Source organism: Gluconobacter oxydans DSM 3504, assembly GCF_000583855.1.
GTDB classification, from domain to species: domain Bacteria; phylum Pseudomonadota; class Alphaproteobacteria; order Acetobacterales; family Acetobacteraceae; genus Gluconobacter; species Gluconobacter oxydans.
Map to the genome: position 1 here is coordinate 2,683,875 of NZ_CP004373.1, position 16,869 is coordinate 2,700,743.

At 57.1% G+C, this 16,869-nt stretch carries 14 protein-coding genes; 10 read left to right on the forward strand and 4 right to left on the reverse strand.

Going from position 1 to position 16,869, the window contains the following annotated elements:
- Nucleotides 1-75: 75 nt before the first annotated feature.
- The 3 genes from GLS_RS11930 to GLS_RS11940 all read left to right on the forward strand — a co-directional run bounded on the left by GLS_RS11930 (nucleotide 76) and on the right by GLS_RS11940 (nucleotide 4,586).
- Entirely contained in the window at nucleotides 76-2,289 is a 2,214-nt protein-coding gene (locus GLS_RS11930; protein WP_041112385.1) for a TonB-dependent siderophore receptor, read from the forward strand.
- Nucleotides 2,290-2,546: 257 nt separating this feature from the next.
- Nucleotides 2,547-3,530: a DUF1852 domain-containing protein gene (locus GLS_RS11935; RefSeq protein WP_041112386.1), complete on the forward strand. Its 984-nt coding sequence runs from the start codon at nucleotides 2,547-2,549 to the stop codon at nucleotides 3,528-3,530.
- Between the two features lie 27 nt (nucleotides 3,531-3,557).
- Complete coding sequence (locus GLS_RS11940) at nucleotides 3,558-4,586, forward strand: methionine synthase (RefSeq protein WP_041112387.1); 1,029 nt, start codon at nucleotides 3,558-3,560, stop codon at nucleotides 4,584-4,586.
- Between the two features lie 237 nt (nucleotides 4,587-4,823).
- Here the strand turns inward: GLS_RS11940 and metF are convergent, their stop codons facing one another.
- On the reverse strand, nucleotides 4,824-5,753 hold the full coding sequence (metF, locus tag GLS_RS11950) for a methylenetetrahydrofolate reductase [NAD(P)H] (RefSeq protein WP_041112389.1): 930 nt from the start codon (nucleotides 5,751-5,753) through the stop codon (nucleotides 4,824-4,826).
- Between the two features lie 129 nt (nucleotides 5,754-5,882).
- Here metF and GLS_RS11955 point away from each other — a divergent pair, with 129 nt between their 5' ends.
- Nucleotides 5,883-6,776 (forward strand): LysR family transcriptional regulator, encoded by an 894-nt coding sequence (locus GLS_RS11955; RefSeq protein ID WP_041112390.1) that lies wholly within the window; start codon nucleotides 5,883-5,885, stop codon nucleotides 6,774-6,776.
- On the opposite strand, the gene GLS_RS13315 is transcribed toward GLS_RS11955, so the two are convergent.
- The 3 genes from GLS_RS13315 to zigA all read right to left on the reverse strand — a co-directional run bounded on the left by GLS_RS13315 (nucleotide 6,773) and on the right by zigA (nucleotide 10,131).
- Nucleotides 6,773-7,153: a hypothetical protein gene (locus GLS_RS13315; protein ID WP_148295935.1), complete on the reverse strand. Its 381-nt coding sequence runs from the start codon at nucleotides 7,151-7,153 to the stop codon at nucleotides 6,773-6,775. The genes GLS_RS11955 and GLS_RS13315 overlap by 4 nt on opposite strands.
- Nucleotides 7,154-7,327: 174 nt before the next feature.
- Nucleotides 7,328-8,815: an alpha/beta hydrolase-fold protein gene (locus GLS_RS11960; RefSeq protein ID WP_193363823.1), complete on the reverse strand. Its 1,488-nt coding sequence runs from the start codon at nucleotides 8,813-8,815 to the stop codon at nucleotides 7,328-7,330.
- Between the two features lie 113 nt (nucleotides 8,816-8,928).
- Entirely contained in the window at nucleotides 8,929-10,131 is a 1,203-nt protein-coding gene (gene zigA, locus GLS_RS11965) for a zinc metallochaperone GTPase ZigA (RefSeq protein ID WP_041112391.1), read from the reverse strand.
- A gap of 91 nt (nucleotides 10,132-10,222) precedes the next feature.
- Here zigA and GLS_RS11970 point away from each other — a divergent pair, with 91 nt between their 5' ends.
- From GLS_RS11970 to GLS_RS11995, 6 genes are all read left to right on the forward strand, one after another.
- Nucleotides 10,223-10,828 (forward strand): DUF1826 domain-containing protein, encoded by a 606-nt coding sequence (locus GLS_RS11970; RefSeq protein WP_041112392.1) that lies wholly within the window; start codon nucleotides 10,223-10,225, stop codon nucleotides 10,826-10,828.
- A 172-nt stretch (nucleotides 10,829-11,000) separates the two neighbouring features.
- On the forward strand, nucleotides 11,001-12,605 hold the full coding sequence (locus GLS_RS11975; protein WP_041112393.1) for an FGGY-family carbohydrate kinase: 1,605 nt from the start codon (nucleotides 11,001-11,003) through the stop codon (nucleotides 12,603-12,605).
- Entirely contained in the window at nucleotides 12,602-14,311 is a 1,710-nt protein-coding gene (locus GLS_RS11980; protein WP_041112394.1) for a glycerol-3-phosphate dehydrogenase/oxidase, read from the forward strand. The genes GLS_RS11975 and GLS_RS11980 overlap by 4 nt, the downstream gene beginning before the upstream one ends.
- 3 nt (nucleotides 14,312-14,314) lie before the next feature.
- Entirely contained in the window at nucleotides 14,315-15,307 is a 993-nt protein-coding gene (locus GLS_RS11985; protein WP_041112395.1) for a beta/alpha barrel domain-containing protein, read from the forward strand.
- Nucleotides 15,308-15,428: 121 nt separating this feature from the next.
- Nucleotides 15,429-16,256, forward strand: coding sequence for a triose-phosphate isomerase (locus GLS_RS11990; protein ID WP_193363824.1), 828 nt, complete (start codon nucleotides 15,429-15,431; stop codon nucleotides 16,254-16,256).
- Nucleotides 16,257-16,334: 78 nt separating this feature from the next.
- Nucleotides 16,335-16,817, forward strand: a complete 483-nt coding sequence (locus tag GLS_RS11995) for an RpiB/LacA/LacB family sugar-phosphate isomerase (RefSeq protein ID WP_041112397.1) — start codon at nucleotides 16,335-16,337, stop codon at nucleotides 16,815-16,817.
- The last annotated feature ends 52 nt before the right edge of the window (nucleotides 16,818-16,869 follow it).

The window sequence follows — 16,869 nt, forward strand, 5'->3', positions numbered from 1 at the left end:
AAGAGTCATTCTCAATACAAAGGCAGACCGCCGACCCTCTGGGTGCAGAAGCCGGTAACGACACATGGGTGGGGTATGCAGCGTAACAGGATCATCTACACGGCGCTTTTTTCGATCGTTCTGAGCGATACGGCGTTTGCTGCCGATCAGGACAGAAAAACCGACACGGACCGGCACTCCGGGAAAACAGCAGTTGGCCACGTCGCACGCAAATCCGTGGAAACACATGCAAAAGACGTCGAACAGATCAGGGTTCGCGGACACCTGGCTTCGACCGTTGCGTCATCCGCAACCAAGTCGAACACGCCCCTGATCGAGACGGCCCAGTCGGTAACGGTCATCACCCGTGACGAAATGGATGCGCGCGGTGTGCTGACCCTCAATCAGGCTGTCCGGTATGCCGCGGGCGTAACTGCGGACACACGCGGCGGAGAAGGGACGCGCTATGATCTTTTCGATCTGCGCGGCTTCACGGTTCCGACTTTTCTGGATGGCCTGAAATTTCAGGACAGTCCAACAGGTTTCGCGGTTGCTCAGACTGATACGTTCCGCCTGGATCGCGTCGAGCTTCTGAAGGGGCCGGCATCCGCGCTTTACGGTCAGTCCAGCCCTGGCGGCCTTACCGCAATGTCCAGCAAGCTGCCGACGGACCAGCGGTTCTACGGCGGTGTGAATGCGACGGGCGGTATGTTCGATCTTTATCGTGTCGATGCGGATGTGGGGGGCTTTGCGACGGATGACGGAATGGTCCGCTATCGTGTGTACGGCACCATCAACGGGCAGCACACGCAGTTGAGCAGGACCGGAAGTCGGCGTTTCAGCATCAGTCCGTCCTTCACCTTCGGCGGGGATGGTCCGACAACCCTGACGCTGCTCGGGAACTACCAGTATGATCCGGAGAATGGTTCCTATGGTGGTGTCCCGCTGATCGGTTCCCTCAAGCGCGCGTCCTACGGTTATTTGCCACGCAATTTCTATGATGGGGATGTCTCTGCGGAAAAGTTCAACCGCAGGCAGGGGGCTATCACCTATATCCTGAACCACCGCTTCAACGATGACTGGAGCTTCAGCACGCGTGGCCGTTATGACGACATCAGAACGGTATATCGCAGTGTCTATGATAACGGGTATTACGACAGCGATGACGGCACCAGCGGCCAGATGCTGTCGCGTTCCGCCTATGGGACGCAGGAGCATACCTATAATCTGGCGTTTGACAGCCAGTTCAAGGGAAAGGTCCGCACGGGGGCGCTGCGTCATGCGCTGATGTTCGGTTTTGATTACATGCAGCAGAAAGCGAACGATACGGAAGCCTATGGCGATGCGCCGGATCTGGATGTGCTGCATCCCGACTATCACATGGCCATTGCTGACCTGACGCCTTATCTGCGTTACGTCACAAAGTCCCATCAGATCGGCGCTTATGGACAGGACGAGATCCGCTGGAAGCGACTGATCCTGACGGGCAGCATCCGCAATGACTGGTATCGCTCCAATCAGACCGAATATTTCGAGCAGTCCAATGACCGGCAGAGTGCGAGCCAGATCACCTGGCGCGCGTCAGGACTTTATCATTTCGACTTCGGTCTTTCGCCCTATATCAGCTACTCAACGTCCTTTCAGCCGCAGTCGGGCACGGTCTCGAATGACGGCGGTGCGACGCTGCGACAGGCCCATCCGTCCATCGGCAAGCAGCTTGAAGGCGGCCTGAAATACCAGATCCCGGGGACGTCGGTCCTTTTTACGGCCGCGGGCTTTCATATCGAGCAGAGCAATGTCCTCGTTTCCGTTGCTAATACAGGATACAGCCTGCAAAGCGGTCTGGTTCATTCCGATGGTTTCGAGTTCGAAGCCCATGCCCAGCCATTCCACAACCTGATGGTCACGGCAGCGGTCAGTTTCCAGAAGGTCAGGGATGACTCGACCGGTAAGCCGCTGATCCAGTCCGGCAAGGGAAACGCGTCCCTGTTCGCCTTCTACACAATGCCGTCCGGCCCGCTCAAAGGGTTCGGTTTTGGCGGGGGTATGCGGTATTCCAACAAAACCTATGGTGGCGAAGCGACCTATGGCAGCGTCTGGCTCCCGCAATATGCCCTGTTTGACGCCTCAATCGCTTATGATCTCAACAACATGTCTCATTCCCTGCATGGCTGGAAGGTCGCTGCCAGTGTTAGGAACCTGTTTGACAGGAACTATATTGCAAACTGCTTCGCCTATGGCGCAGATGGGCAGTACTGTTACTACGGAGAGCGGCGGAACGCTCAGGCCAGCATAGGATACAGCTGGTAATGTTCATGCCTTTCTGACGGAAGGCGGGAACAGGCCGTGCGGTTCATGTGTGAGCCGCACGGTCATATCCTTGTCTTCTGGCAAAGCGCCATGTCACCCATGAGTAAAATTCATACTTAAATGAAATAAAATCATTTTTATTCAACGAACCTCTCAGGCATAAGATTCTGCATCGCTCTGAAACGCAAACTGAAGAAACATTCCTGAATAAAAAAGGGAATAATTCGGGATCTTCAGTAATCTAGGCAGTATCTATCATGTCGGTTGAATTTACATTCAATATCAAGAAAATCCCATTCAATGAAGATTACACGCCCTCAGACAGCACACGTCTGACAACCAATTTTGCCAATCTGGCGCGCGGGGAACACCGGCAGGAAAACCTGCGGAATGTTCTGCGCATGATTGATAACCGTTTCAATTCCCTGGCGCATTGGGACAATCCCAACGGAGACCGCTATTCCGTGGGGGTTGATATTATTTCTGCTGAAATGACGATCAAATCCGAGGGGAAAAATGAGTGTTTTCCTCTGATAGAGGTGCTGAACACCTCTATCTTTGACAGAAAAGACGACAAACGCATCCCGGGAATTGTCGGGAATAACTTTTCATCCTACGTCCGCGACTATGATTTCAGTGTCCTGCTGTTAAATCACAATAAAGATCTGTCAGAATTCAGAACGCCTGAGCGTTTCGGTGATCTGCATGGCAATCTGTTCAAGTGCTTTATCAATTCAGAGTGCTACAAGGCCCATTTCAGGAAAATGCCGGTAATCTGCCTGAGCGTTTCAAGCAACAGGACTTATTATAGGACCAGGAATCATCATCCGGTGCTGGGCGTTGAGTACGAGCAGCGGGAATTTTCGCTGACCGACCAGTATTTCGGGAAGATGGGCATGAAGGTCCGGTATTTCATGCCTGAGAATGCGTCCGCGCCTCTGGCCTTTTATTTCTTTGGCGATCTGCTCTCTGATTATTCCAATATGGAGCTCATTAGCACCATCAGCACGATGGAATCTTTTCAGAAGATTTACCGTCCTGAAATCTACAATTCGAATTCTCCGGCGGCTGACTGCTATCAGCCGAGCCTGAAGCACCAGGATCATTCGGTGACCCGGATTGTCTACGACCGCGAGGAGCGCAGCCAGCTGGCGATCGCGCAGGGCAGGTTTACGGAAGAGAGCTTCATCAAGCCGTATCAGGACGTTCTTGAGCAGTGGTCTGCCCAGTACTCCGTTTGAACACACCAGAACACAAGGTCATCTGTCATGAAAACACTGCTCCCCACCTCAACGGCCGGCAGCCTTCCCAAACCGTCCTGGCTGGCAAAGCCCGAAACACTCTGGTCCCCCTGGAAATTGCAGGGGGAAGAACTGGTCGAAGGCAAACAGGATGCGTTGCGTCTGACGCTGGACGATCAGGATCGTGCCGGCATTGATATCGTCAGCGATGGCGAACAGACACGTCAGCACTTCGTCACCACATTCATTGAACATCTGGGCGGCGTTGACTTCGAGAACCGTCAGACGGTCAAGATCCGCAATCGTTATGATGCGAGTGTGCCGTCAGTCGTGGGTGCCGTGACCCGTGAAAAGCCCGTCTTTGTTGAAGATGCAAAATATCTGCGGGCGCTGACGAAAAAACCGATTAAATGGGCGCTTCCGGGCCCCATGACGATGATCGATACGCTCTACGACGGTCATTACAAAAGCCGTGAAAAGCTGGCTTGGGAATTCGCGAAGATCCTCAATCAGGAGGCCAGGGAACTGGAGGCTGCCGGCGTCGATATCATCCAGTTTGATGAACCGGCCTTTAACGTCTTCTTTGATGAGGTCAATGACTGGGGCATTGCCACTTTGGAGAAAGCCGTTGAAGGGCTGAAATGCGAAACGGCTGTCCATATCTGCTACGGGTATGGCATCAAAGCCAATATCGACTGGAAAAATGCACTGGGAGCAGAGTGGCGACAGTATGAGGAAATCTTCCCGAAGCTGCAGAAATCCAGCATCGATCTGATCTCACTGGAATGCCAGAATTCCCGCGTTCCGATGGATCTCATTGAGCTTGTGCGCGGCAAAAAGGTGATGGTGGGGGCCATTGATGTGGCGACCAATACCATTGAGACGCCGGAAGAGGTTGCCAGCACGCTCCGAAAGGCCTTGCAGTTCGTGGACGCTGACAAGCTTTATCCTTCGACCAACTGCGGTATGGCGCCTCTGTCGCGTCGGGTCGCACGCGGAAAGCTGAATGCTCTGGGTGCAGGCGCAGAAATCGTGCGCAAAGAGCTCTCAGCCTGAGCGGCCGATCCCCTGGTTCAGCGGAACCAGGGGATCACGCAGCATGGACATCCAGGTTCGTCTTCCCCTTCAGAATCAGCGATCTCCGGGGCGTTGCATGTCAGGGATGACATTCCCTGTTCATGCCCGGCTTTGTCTGCCGAGGGCAGGGCACCTGTCCCGGTACTGACAGGGGACCATCCGTCCTGCGTTTCATCAAACATCATCACCCCTTCCGTGATTTCCGATTTTGCTTCTTCATGAATCCGTCTCGCTGGCTGGTCGCACACCCAGAAGATGTGCAATCGCGCAGGTCAGATCAGGACGGTTCAGCGTAGAGAAATGGAACTCGTTGATTCCGTGGGACTGCAGAGTGCGAACCTGCTCTGCCGCTACGATACAGGCCGCGATACGGCAGAGTTCCGGGTTCTTTGCCGTTCCTTCAAACAGGTGCGTCATCCAGGCCGGTACCGTAACCCCACAGAGTGCCGAGAAACGTGTAATCTGGTCATAGTTCGACACTGGCATGATGCCGGGAACGATCGGGGCAGTAATACCGGCCGCCAGACAGCGATCAAGAAAGCGCAGACAGGTCGAAGCCTCAAAGAAATACTGGGTGATGGCCCGGCTTGCACCGGCATCGAACTTGCGTTTGAGATTGTCGATATCGGCTTGGGAGCTCAGAGCCGTAGGGTGTGTTTCGGGGTAGGCAGCAACCGAGATTTCAAAGTCAGCAATGCGATGCAGGCCAGCGACAAGATCGCTGGCATAGGCATAACCACCCGGATGCGGCGTATAATCGGTGCCCGCAGGCGCATCGCCCCGCAGAGCCACGAGATGCCTGACACCGGCCTGCCAGTAGGTGCGGGCAATGTCGTCGATTTCTTCGCGGGTGGCGCCAATACACGTCAGATGGGCGGCCGGCACGAGCGTCGTCTCCTGCTTCAGGCGCAGGACTGTCGCCTGTGTCCGCGCCTGCATCGTGCCACCCGCCCCATAGGTCACCGAGACAAAGCGGGGAGAAAGAGGCGCCAGACGGCGTACGCACTGCCACAAACGCCGCTCCATCGCGTCTGTCCTCGGGGGAACGACTTCGAAAGAGAGGACAGGAACGGGCATGTCAGAATGACAGAGCGACGGATGGTCCGCCAGTGTCCCGGAAAGAAGGCGTTTCAAATTCGTATTCATATCAACTGCATCAGATCGGTGAGGCGGGATGACCGACGTTCAGATGATTTCAACTAGAACTTTATAATGATGAATATAAATGATATGTTTTCATGAATGTATTAATTTAATGCATATAGGCGGTAAGAGATGAGTGTTCTGCAACGCAATCATCTGATGATTATTCAGGAAGTTGCCCGGGAAGGTTCACTAACAGCGGCTGGCGCACGGCTGAATCTGACCCAGCCTGCTCTCAGCCATGCCGTCCGCAAGATCGAGATGCAGCTCGGCGTGAAAATCTGGCGACGCGAAGGTCGGTCCCTGATCCTGACTCAGGCTGGCCAGTGGCTGTTGTCTCTTGCCAACCGGCTGTTACCGCAGTTTTCGCTGGCTGAAGAGCGGCTGGAGCAGTTTGCGAATGGCGAGCGTGGCACATTGAGGATCGGGATGGAATGCCATCCCTGCTACCAGTGGCTTCTCAACGTTGTCTCGCCCTATCTCGAACGCTGGCCGAAAGTGGATGTTGATGTCCGGCAGAAATTTCAGTTCGGCGGCATCGGGGCGATCTTGAGCAACGAGATCGATATTCTCGTAACGCCTGACCCGCTTTACAAGCCAGGCCTGAACTTCACGCCGGTCTTTGATTATGAACTGGTCCTCGTCGTGGGAAGCGGTCACAGACTGTATGGTGTTGATCGCGTCACGCCTGAGCAGCTTGCCGAAGAAACTCTCATCACCTATCCCGTCCCCTCGGAACGGCTGGATATCTATACCCAGTTTCTTCAACCCGCCGGCATCGCCCCCCGTCAGCAGAAACAGATCGAGACGACGGATATCATGCTGGTCATGGTGGCACATGGCCGGGGAGTTGCAGCGCTTCCCCGATGGCTGGTGGATGAATATGCGTCACGCTTCGACCTTCATTCCGTCAGACTGGGTGAAAACGGAATTGCGAAGCAGATCTTTCTGGGGCGTCGGGAAACTGATGCGGATGTTCAGTATCTCACCGATTTCATCGGATTTGCAGCCGATCCGAAAGATTAGAAAGTATTTTTTCTGAGGAGGGAGGACTGCCTTTTCAACAGCACATATATCCCTGATCCCGCTATACTGGCCGCTACTGAGGCCTGCCAGGTTGCTCTCAGAATCATTTCATAGCGATGCCAAAACCCGTGTTCGGGAAACCCATCCAAAGCCATTCCGGGAAGAGAGGCTGCGAATAGTGGGGCAAGACCCACACTAAAAACAAAAGCCAAGGCAAATGGAAACCAAGGTTTCTTTGTTACGCTTGGGCCTGAAAAGGCTTTTGCCACACCGCACAGCAGACCAATTCCAATAATAGAAAAAATAGAAACCAGAACCCAAAGCAATAAATATAATTCTATATTTTTATTGGAAAAACCGGCTTTCGCGTTGCGCATAATGATGAAAACGAGCGCCGAAAGACATATCGATATTACGTATGATGCTTTAGGACTTAAGCGGCCCGACATCCTTTACATCTCTCTCCCGTATTTCAGGATGGGGCCGCAGATTCGATTTTTCGCTACACGCGATTAAATCTTTCTGAATCCCATCCTGCCATCAGGCCAGAGCTATGCTCTGCCCTGATCCAGAAGCCAGTGCCGTGCGGCGGCAATATGGAAGAATTTCCGTGCGGATCCCATGTGATCCACGCCTTGAAATGTCAGGAAGGTGATGTTGCCGCCTTCTGCAAGATAGCCGTTGATCTGTTTGGTCAAGGCATCTTGCCGATCGACTGGAAAGATCAGCGCAGGGTCCAGATTATGGTCGGGGCGCGTGATTTTCGCTCCTGCCTGTTTCCAGATGGGGAGACATTTCTCATTCCAGGGTGTGGCTTTGTTGTCTTCCGAACCGGTTATGATCAGAAGTTTCTGATTGGCCAGCGTGACAACATCGGATGGACGCTGCTGCCCGGCAATGATCAGTCCGGCCGCGAAAGTCTGGGGATGTTTTGCCATCAGCCAGAGCGAGGTCATGGCCCCCATGGACCAGCCCGTGCAATAGACCCTCCTGGGATCAATTTTCAGAACCTTGTCAGACCGGTCCGGCAGATTGGGGTTGCCGTAGTTCCACGTATTGCTCAGAAGCGATTCAACGAGCCTGTATGTGTTTTCGACGTCAGAAGTGTGCTCCCAGTAATCATTCATGGTCGTACGCTCATAACGCGGCGTGATGACCACACATTCATGCTCGTCCTGCACTTCAGGCAGGCTCCAGATACTGGCGATGCACTGTTCAGTCAGCGTCTGCGCGCAGGTTCCATCAGGGCTGGTTCCCGAATGGGTCACGGCCAAAATCAGCGGGTAGGAGCGGTTTTCGCCGCCCTTTTCCAGGAAGGATTTCGGCAGATAAATGCTGTATTCCAGCCAGGCCGAACGCGTATCGTCCCACCACCAGTGGTTCTGTTCCCACGCATCCACACCCCGGATTGCGACGTTGTTGCCGTGTCGGCCGCTATTGCTCCAGACGGTCTGGCTTGCGGCGTAGGTCACCCCGCCGACTGTGCGGACACCATGTTTCTGGACCAGACTTACCCGGTCACTGTCCGTGGTGGGGAGGCTGAGGTCCGGGTCGTGGTGGAATTCGGTAATGACAAACCGACCTTCCACGCTCTTGCCGTCGGGACGCAGCGCTGCTTCGCTGTTGGTATAGATCGCCGAAACGGGGCGAGGGCGGGCAACCGCCGACGTGTCGTTCTTGTCGGGTTCCTGCGGCATTCCGGCGAAAAAGCCTTTGGCTGCAGGAAAGACAGCAGCGGCATAGGTGTCTGTCGTCAGGCTGGCCGGATCAATGGCGACATCATATTCCGCAGCAATACCGTAGACTTTTTCACCGCCGCCAGTGACTTCGCATAATGCGCAGATCCCCTGAAGTCCCGGCGTTTTCTTGCGATGCGGTCCCGGGCCGTCAAAACCGTCTGGTCCAGCGGATGACGCTGCCATGAAACCATGTCCTCCACCGGCCGCGTGGGCCCGCGATGCTCCCAGTCCGATGGTCGAAGCGGTACTGGCAAGAGCGGCGCCGGCGGTCACGAACTTGCGTCTTGAAACAGCGGTCATGGTTTCTCCTGAGCTCGGTTTGGCCCTTGATCTGCGCCCAGCATTAATACTGAGATCTTTTGAAGACAAAACTCCTGAAATATTTTCTTACTCAGCCCGCTAAAGACCTTCGATTAGGCCCATTGCGGGAAGGGATCCGCAAGATGGTCGTAATGCCATGGCATAAAAACGGCATCCTGTGAGGGTGGGACAAGACAGCTCTCCAGTGCCGCCCGGATCGCGGTTTCATCCATGCCGGCGCCGATAAAGACGAGTTCCTGCCTGCGATCGCCATAAACATCGTCCCAATATCCCGCGAGCGTCGCTTTCCAAGCCTCATCGTCCGGCCAGTTCTGATGCGGCACACTGGCCCACCAGCGTCCGGCAGCCTGATGGCGGGCCAGTGCACCGGCAATACTCAGATCCCCGACCCAGTCCGGCCGGGTTGCGAGCCAGAAATAGCCTTTGACCCGCACAACGCCATGCCAGGATTGCGCGATGAAGTCCGCAAAGGCCTCCGGATTGAAGGGGCGGCGGGCACGATAGACAAAACTGCCGATGCCATATTCTTCGGTTTCAGGGCGGTGTTCTGCATGTCCGTACAGTTCCTGGAACCAGGTGGGATGCTGATGCGCGCGATCAAAATCAAAACGTCCCGTATTCAGGATCTGATCCAGCGCCACCCGGCTCTGGCTCGTTTCGATCAGAACCGCATCAGCGTTCAGAGACCGGATGATCAGCCGTGCAGCTTCAGCCTGCTCGGGCGTGGCCGTATCAATTTTGTTGAGAATGATGACATCCGCAAATTCGATCTGGTCGACGAACAGATCCACGAGCGCCCGTTCGTCGTCCTCTCCCGCAACTTCACCCCGGTCCCGCAGAAAATCGGTCGAACCATAGTCCCCCAGCAGATTCACGGCATCCACCACCGTGACCATCGTATCGAGGCGCGCGATATCGCTCAGACTGCGGCCTTCCTCATCGCGAAATTCAAAGGTGGCTGCGACCGGGAGAGGCTCGGCGATGCCGGTTGATTCAATCAGCAGGTAATCAAACCGGCCTTCTGCCGCCAGCCGCGCAACTTCCGTCAGCAGATCATCCCGCAGCGTGCAGCAGATGCAGCCATTGGTCATCTCCACCAGTTTTTCCTCCGTCCGCGAGAGGTTGCTCCCCCCGTTACGGATGAGCTGGGCGTCGATGTTCACATCGCTCATGTCATTGACGATGACGGCCACTCTCAGCCCTTCGCGATTGTGCAGGACGTGATTGAGAAGCGTTGTCTTGCCAGCCCCCAAGAAGCCAGAAAGGACAGTCACGGGCAATCGGGTATCCGACATGAAGGGAAGATCCTTGCAGAAAGAAAGAGGTTGATGCGCCTCTGTTGGTCATTATGTTATAACATAACAATATTAGGGAAAGCCATCCTTCATGCCTGTATGCCCAACACGCGGCCGTCTGGATCACCTGATGTCCTTCAGGGGCATCCTGTCTCCCCATCGCAGTCTTCAGAGTCACGAGATGGATATCCCGCCATCCCTGCAAGAAGCGGCTGAGGCCTATCTTCAGAGAGAGCCACGCCTGCTCATGGCGAAGGGCACGCTCCCCGAAATCGCGGCCCAGCTTCAAGTCCGAGTGCCTGAACAGGCGCGGCTTCTGATGCAAGACATGCTGGATCTTGCTGAACTTTACAGCACTGTTTCCGGACATCGGAACCTGCGTGTCCGGTTGGAACAGATCACCACAGACAGCTGCCGCAAATTCCACGTGGACTGTGTGGATCTGCGTCTGCTGCGAACCTATGTGGGGCCGGGCGTTCAGTGGACAGCCGATCAGGGGCATTCAGTCTGTGAAGCCCCGACAGGTGCTGTCGTTTTCATGAAGGGAAAACATTTCCCGGGATGGGAGGGGGCCGAAAAGATCCTTCACCGCTCCCCACCTCTGTCATCCCGTCCGGCCGCGGAGCGGATCAGGCTTCTTCTCACGATCGACGAGGCAAGTGCCTGCGCTGATGCGAATTTCGACATGGTCGCCTGACACGGCCAGCCTCCCCCTCCGGAACAGCGGGCTTTCCAAACGCATCACATTATATGTCACATATATTCGTGTTATATCACAGATAAATGTGTTCTAAATATCATCTATGATGTTATGAGGGCTCATCGTTCTTATCGCTCGATGAGCTGCCACGCTGTCTGGAGGGTGTTCAATGCGTCAGGATTTCACCATCGGAATCGACAGTGGTTCCACGACGACCAAAGCGGTGGTGTTTTCGCCGACCGGTGCAATCACAGGGACGGGGCGCCGTCGTGTTCCACAGCATATGGACCGGCCGCACCATGTTGAGCGGGATATGCATGAGGCCTGGGAGGCCGTCATCGGTTCGGTTCAGGACGCACTGGCGGATGCAGGGATCGATGGTTCGGCGGTTGCTGCCGTCGGAGTGACCGCACATGGGGACGGTGTTTTTCTACTTGACCGCTCAAGTAGCCCATTGGGGCGAGGGATCATGTCGCTCGACAGCCGTGCTACGGCGCTCCATGAACGCTGGCAGCGTGACGGCCTGTCTGATCTGGTTCTCCCGGTGGCGGGTCAGCGTCCTTATGCCTATTCGGCCAACACACTTCTGGCCTGGATACGGGAAAACGAACCGGAGCGTTATGCGGCGATCGGGTCCGTCATCTTCGCCAAGGACTGGATCCGGTACTGCCTGACGGGCGAGATTGCGACGGATCTGACGGAAGCCAGCACGTCTTTCACGGATCTGCATACACAGAATTACAGCGATGAACTGCTGGAAATCCTGGGATTGCAGGGCATCCGAAAGGCGCTGCCGGAGATGCGTCTGTCCTGTGAAAGCGGCGGCGTCCTGACGCCTGAGGCTGCTTCCCGGACCGGCCTGAGGGCTGGAACGCCTGTTTCGGTCGGGCTGCATGACGTCACGGCCGCGTCGGTCGGTGTGGGTCATACGCAGGCCGGGGATCTTTCGATTACGGCGGGTACGTTCTCGATCAATGAAGTGTTCCGGGACCGGCCGGTCGTCGGGGAGGGCTGGGCCTGTCGCGCCGGATATCGGCGCGGTCTGTGGAACTGCATGGCCATTTCGCCAGCGTCTTCCAGCAACCTTGACTGGCTGGCCCGGCTTCTGAAACCCGACGAACAGGACGCGGCCCGGCAGCTCTCGGCGGAAATGGAAAGCCGCCTGTCAAAACCGGGCGGACGTCATCAGGTTCCGCTGTACCATCCCTTCCTGTTCGGCTCGCCCTATGAAGCGCCGGCCAGTGCTTCGCTATTCGGGGTCCAGTCCTGGCACGACCGGGCGGACCTGTTCCAGGCCATGGTGGAAGGGACGATCTTCAATCATCGCGAGCATGTCGATGCCCTGCGTCAGACAGGCCCGGTCCGCAGGATCGGCGTATCGGGCGGCGGGAGCGGTCAGCCGGTGATTGCACAGATGTTCGCCGATATTCTGGGGGCAGACGTGGAAATACCCGAAGTGCGTGAAGCAGGCGCGCTGGGGGCTGCCCTGACAGCCAGCGTCTCCATCGGACGATACGCCGATCTGGAAGAAGCCGTATTCTCCCAGATCATTCCGATGCAGACATACAGACCCCAGACGGAACGGCGTCGCGTCTATGAAGGGATTTACCGGCGTTATGTCGCTCTGACCCAGGCCATGCGGCCTTTCTGGTCGGATCTTTATGATGGTGGCCCGGCTCCGGCAGAGCCCGTTGCAGAGCCGGCCGGCATGGAGACAGGCGCTGTCCTGAATTATGCCGCAATGGGCTTCATGCCGCAGGAGGCCAGACCATGAAGGGGCTCGCCGCCATACCGGACAACGCCACGTTCGACGTTGCGATCATCGGGGCCGGCATCAATGGGGCTGGCCTGTTCCGGGAACTGTCCCTGCAGGGCCTGCGTGTCCTTCTGGTGGACCGGAGTGACTTCTGCTCCGGTGCATCATGCGCACCCTCACGCCTGATCCACGGGGGCATCAAATATCTCGAGACCGGCGAATTCCGGCTCGTGGCGCAGTCCACGCTGGAGCGCAACCTGCTGCTGCGTAACGCGCCACATGTGGTCAAGCCTCTGCCGACCGTCCTGCCGATCCGTTCCTGGTTTGGCGGCATCGTGCCGTCGTTCCGGAAGTTTCTGAGGCTGGGCGGCAAAATGACGGATCGCGGTGCGCTCGTTCTGGAAGCCGGGCTGCAGATTTACGATTTCCTCGGGCGCCGTGCCCGGGTGATGCCGCGTCACAGCCTGTTCCTCAAGCGCCAGACACGGCAGGAATGGCCGCATATAGCGGCAGATGTCATGGCGACGGCCCAATATTATGACGCCGCCATCACCCAGCCGGAACGTCTCGGTTATGAATGCGTGCGCGACGGCCTGGATGTCGGGACGGACTGCGCGGTTTCGACCTACACGGTGCCGGTGTCTTTTGCGGATGGGGTTCTGGAGCTGCGGGACGAAAAAAGCGGCGAGACGCGCCATGTCCGTCCGCGCCTCATCGTCAATGCGGGTGGAGCGTGGATCGACCGGATCAATGCTGATCTGGGTCAGAAAACCCGTTATATCGGCGGAACGAAAGGCAGCCATCTGCTCCTGCGACATGAGGGGCTTTTGCAGGAACTACGTGGCCGCATGATGTATTTCGGAACGCCGGACGGGCGCATCTGCCTGGCTTATCCGTTCTATGGCCATGTGCTCGTCGGTTCGACCGATCTGCGGATTGATGATCCTGACAGCGCCGTCTGCACCGATGAAGAACAGGATTACATGCTGCGTATGCTCGGCAGCCTGTTCCCGGGCTTCCGGTTTGGCGCGGAGGATGTGATTTACCGCTACAGCGGTGTGCGCCCGCTGCCTGCGACCAATGCAGCCGATCCGGGAGCCATCAGCCGCGATCACATCATCCATGAAGACGTTCTGGACGGCATACCGCTCCTGTCGCTGGTTGGCGGGAAATGGACGACGTTTCGTGGGCTGGCGGAAGAAACGGCAGACAGGGTGCTGGAAATGCTGGGAGCGGAACGGCGCCTGTCCACCCGGGACTTCCCGATCGGTGGTGGCCGCGACTATCCCCCGCCGGAACGGTATTCCGCCTATCTGGACGAGTTCTTCGTTACGCACGGCCTGCCGAGAGCACGGGCGGCCCTGCTTCTGGAGCGTTATGGATCGCGGGCCCGGGCGTTCGCCGTGTTCTGTCAGGAAAAGCCGGATGCGCCGCTGCGCAGTCTGCCGTCCTACACGCGGCGTGAACTGGCCTTCATCGCCACTGATGAACTGGTGCGCACGCTGTCAGATGTCCTGTTCCGTCGCACGCCGATTGCGCTGAGCGGCCTTCTGACGCCGGACGTCGTCCGCGAAGCCGGGGCTATCGTGGGAGAAGCCCTTGAGTGGAGCGCTCAGGAAACAGAGCAGCAGTGTCTGCTGACCTGGCGGGAAGGGCAGGAGCGCCATCAGTTGAAAGGTGAGCTTCCTGCCGCATCGTTTTCACATACAGCCCTGAGGGCATGAACCATGAACCGTTACGAAGAAAAGATTGCCCGCATGGTAGCGGGTCAGGACAGCCGGACCGATTTCATCCTCGCGGATGCCAAGGATTCCGATATGGCGGCCGGGATCAGCGCCACGGGCCTGCATCGCCATCCGGTCTCCATGCAGGGAAAGCGCTCGCGCTTCCGCACCCGGCGCGACTATGTCGACGTGATCAGGACGATCCTCGATCAGGACGTCGTGGACATCATGCTGACTTCGGCTTCGATCCTGGAGACACTGCTGCAGGAAGATGCCTTCGCCGGGACGCGCATCCAGTCGGCCATCCGCGCCAATGACACCACAGATCTGTGGCGGGGCCGGGGAAGCAGCTATCAGAGCCAGAAATCGGTTCCGTTCCGTTCGGCATCGCTGATGAAGGCGCAGACCAATCTCGGTCTGTATTCCATGACCTTCAATGGCGATGCCGAGCAGGACAGTCTGGCGCTGGAGGAATTCGCCCGGTTTCGGGAAGAAGCGGCGGAGCGGCGTTTTTCGTATTTCCTGGAAGTGTTTAATCCCAATGAAGGGCGCATTTCCCGGGCGGATCACGGTTTCTTCCTCAATGACATGATTGTCCGCTCTCTGGCCGGTCTGCGGCGCGAAGAACGGCCGGTTTTCCTCAAGGTGCCGTTCAATGGCGCAGAGGCGCTGACGGAACTCTGCGAATTCGATCCATCAGTGATCGTCGGCATAATGGGCGGCGGAAGCGGCACGACCCGCGACTGTCTGGAACTCCTGCATCAGGCCCAGTGCTGCGGCGCCCGTGCTGCCCTGTTCGGTCGCAAGATCGTGGACGCAGACGATCCCGTCCTGCTGATCGAAGCCATGCGCAGTGTCACGGATGGCGCGCTGTCGCCCATGGAAGCAACCCATCTCTATCATGAGAAAATGGGCAAACGCGGACTGGTCGCCGGGCGCGATCTGGAGATCGACAGTGTGGTGACGGAAACTGTCCTGCTGGAACGGGCTGCGTGACGTTTGCGTGAAGGGTGGGGAACCTTTCGGATGTATCGTTATTTTTGATGATAATAACGTTTTTAGTGTTATTGTTTAGCGATAAAGTGGTTTAGATATCATTGGGGCTGGGAGAATCGTCATGAGCATTCAGCCAGTTGGTCAGTCTTTCGGGAGGTTGGTTGTGGATCAGAAGAGCGTCTGGATCGGGACGAGTTGGAAGATGAACAAAGGGCCGGCCGAAGCGATTGCGGCGGCGCGGGCGCTTGAATCCTTCCAGCCGCCGGAAGGGATCCGGTCGTTCGTGATCCCGCCTTTCACGTCGCTGCGGGATGTGTGCTCGGTGCTGGAAGACAGCGCACTGCTGGTTGGTGCACAGAACATGCACTGGGAGGACCGCGGCGCCTGGACCGGGGAGGTTTCCGCGCCGATGATTGCCGAGTGCGGGGCGTCCATCGTCGAAATCGGCCATTCAGAGCGTCGACAGCATTTCGGCGAGACGGACTGGACGGTGAACCTCAAGGTGAGGGCCGCGCTGCGGCACGGTCTGCGGCCGCTGATCTGCATTGGCGATACAGCGGATGAATTCGAGTTCGGGGTCTCGCAGGAGACGCTGGCACGACAGGTGAAAATTGCGCTGCATGGGGTGTCCAGAAAGGATCTGGGACAGGTCATGATCGCGTATGAGCCGGTCTGGGCCATCGGATCAGCGGGACGTCCGGCCGAGGCCTCGTTCGTGTCCGGGATCCATACCAGGTTGCGTGCTGTCGTGCGTGAACTGGCGGGGGACATTGGCGTGCGCATCCCGCTGCTTTATGGCGGCAGCGTCTCGCAGGCCAATATCCGCGATTACGTTGCATTGCCGGATGTGGACGGTGTGTTTGTCGGGCGTGCGGCGTGGGAGCCTGCAGATTTCATGACGCTGGTGGAAAGTGTGAGCGGGGTTGTGTCCCGCAAAATTGCCGCGTGATGACGGTCATCACGGGATCACGTCCTGTTTCCGGCAGCGGAACAGTCTGACTGAACGTCAAAGAAACGGAGAACAGTCATGCGTATTGCGATTGGTGGAGACAGTGCAGGCGAAGGCCTGGCACGGCTTCTGGTGGAACACCTCTCGACACTGGGGCGGCATGTCGTTGTTGACATGTCCCATCCCGAAGACGAGCGGGCTGAACTGTATTCGGAACTGAGCGAGCGCGTGGCGCTGGCCGTTCTGCAGGGAGAATACGACCGGGGTATCCTGTGCTGCGGGACGGGGATCGGGGTGTGCATTTCCGCCAACAAGATCCCGGGGATCCGGGCCGCGCTGACCCACGACACGTATTCCGCGGAGCGTGCAGCGCTGTCGAACAACGCGCATATCATCACGATGGGATCGCGCGTCATCGGGCCGGAAGTGGCGAAATCCATTGCCGAAGCCTGGCTGGCCTGCACGTTTGATCCGCGCAGTGCCTCGGCACGGAATGTGGCTGGCATTGATGCGCTCGGAAATAAATACCGCCAGCAGGCTCCTGTCGGCGCAAGTTGCTGAAGTAAAACTCCCGGTCTGGAACTGATCCGGCTGGTTCTTTGAAAGAATACAC

What these genes read in the sequence shown, in the direction of transcription:
- GLS_RS11955 (WP_041112390.1), top strand. Translation starts at nt 5,883, where the DNA reads ATGAGTGTTCTGCAACGCAATCATCTGATGATTATTCAGGAAGTTGCC.
- GLS_RS11940 (WP_041112387.1), top strand. Translation starts at nt 3,558, where the DNA reads ATGAAAACACTGCTCCCCACCTCAACGGCCGGCAGCCTTCCCAAACCG.
- GLS_RS11980 (WP_041112394.1), top strand. Translation starts at nt 12,602, where the DNA reads ATGAAGGGGCTCGCCGCCATACCGGACAACGCCACGTTCGACGTTGCG.
- GLS_RS11970 (WP_041112392.1), top strand. Translation starts at nt 10,223, where the DNA reads ATGCCTGTATGCCCAACACGCGGCCGTCTGGATCACCTGATGTCCTTC.
- GLS_RS11995 (WP_041112397.1), top strand. Translation starts at nt 16,335, where the DNA reads ATGCGTATTGCGATTGGTGGAGACAGTGCAGGCGAAGGCCTGGCACGG.
- GLS_RS11935 (WP_041112386.1), top strand. Translation starts at nt 2,547, where the DNA reads ATGTCGGTTGAATTTACATTCAATATCAAGAAAATCCCATTCAATGAA.
- zigA (WP_041112391.1), bottom strand. Translation starts at nt 10,131, where the DNA reads ATGTCGGATACCCGATTGCCCGTGACTGTCCTTTCTGGCTTCTTGGGG.
- GLS_RS11985 (WP_041112395.1), top strand. Translation starts at nt 14,315, where the DNA reads ATGAACCGTTACGAAGAAAAGATTGCCCGCATGGTAGCGGGTCAGGAC.
- GLS_RS11960 (WP_193363823.1), bottom strand. Translation starts at nt 8,815, where the DNA reads ATGACCGCTGTTTCAAGACGCAAGTTCGTGACCGCCGGCGCCGCTCTT.
- GLS_RS11990 (WP_193363824.1), top strand. Translation starts at nt 15,429, where the DNA reads ATGAGCATTCAGCCAGTTGGTCAGTCTTTCGGGAGGTTGGTTGTGGAT.
- GLS_RS11975 (WP_041112393.1), top strand. Translation starts at nt 11,001, where the DNA reads ATGCGTCAGGATTTCACCATCGGAATCGACAGTGGTTCCACGACGACC.
- GLS_RS11930 (WP_041112385.1), top strand. Translation starts at nt 76, where the DNA reads ATGCAGCGTAACAGGATCATCTACACGGCGCTTTTTTCGATCGTTCTG.
- GLS_RS13315 (WP_148295935.1), bottom strand. Translation starts at nt 7,153, where the DNA reads ATGCGCAACGCGAAAGCCGGTTTTTCCAATAAAAATATAGAATTATAT.
- metF (WP_041112389.1), bottom strand. Translation starts at nt 5,753, where the DNA reads ATGAATACGAATTTGAAACGCCTTCTTTCCGGGACACTGGCGGACCAT.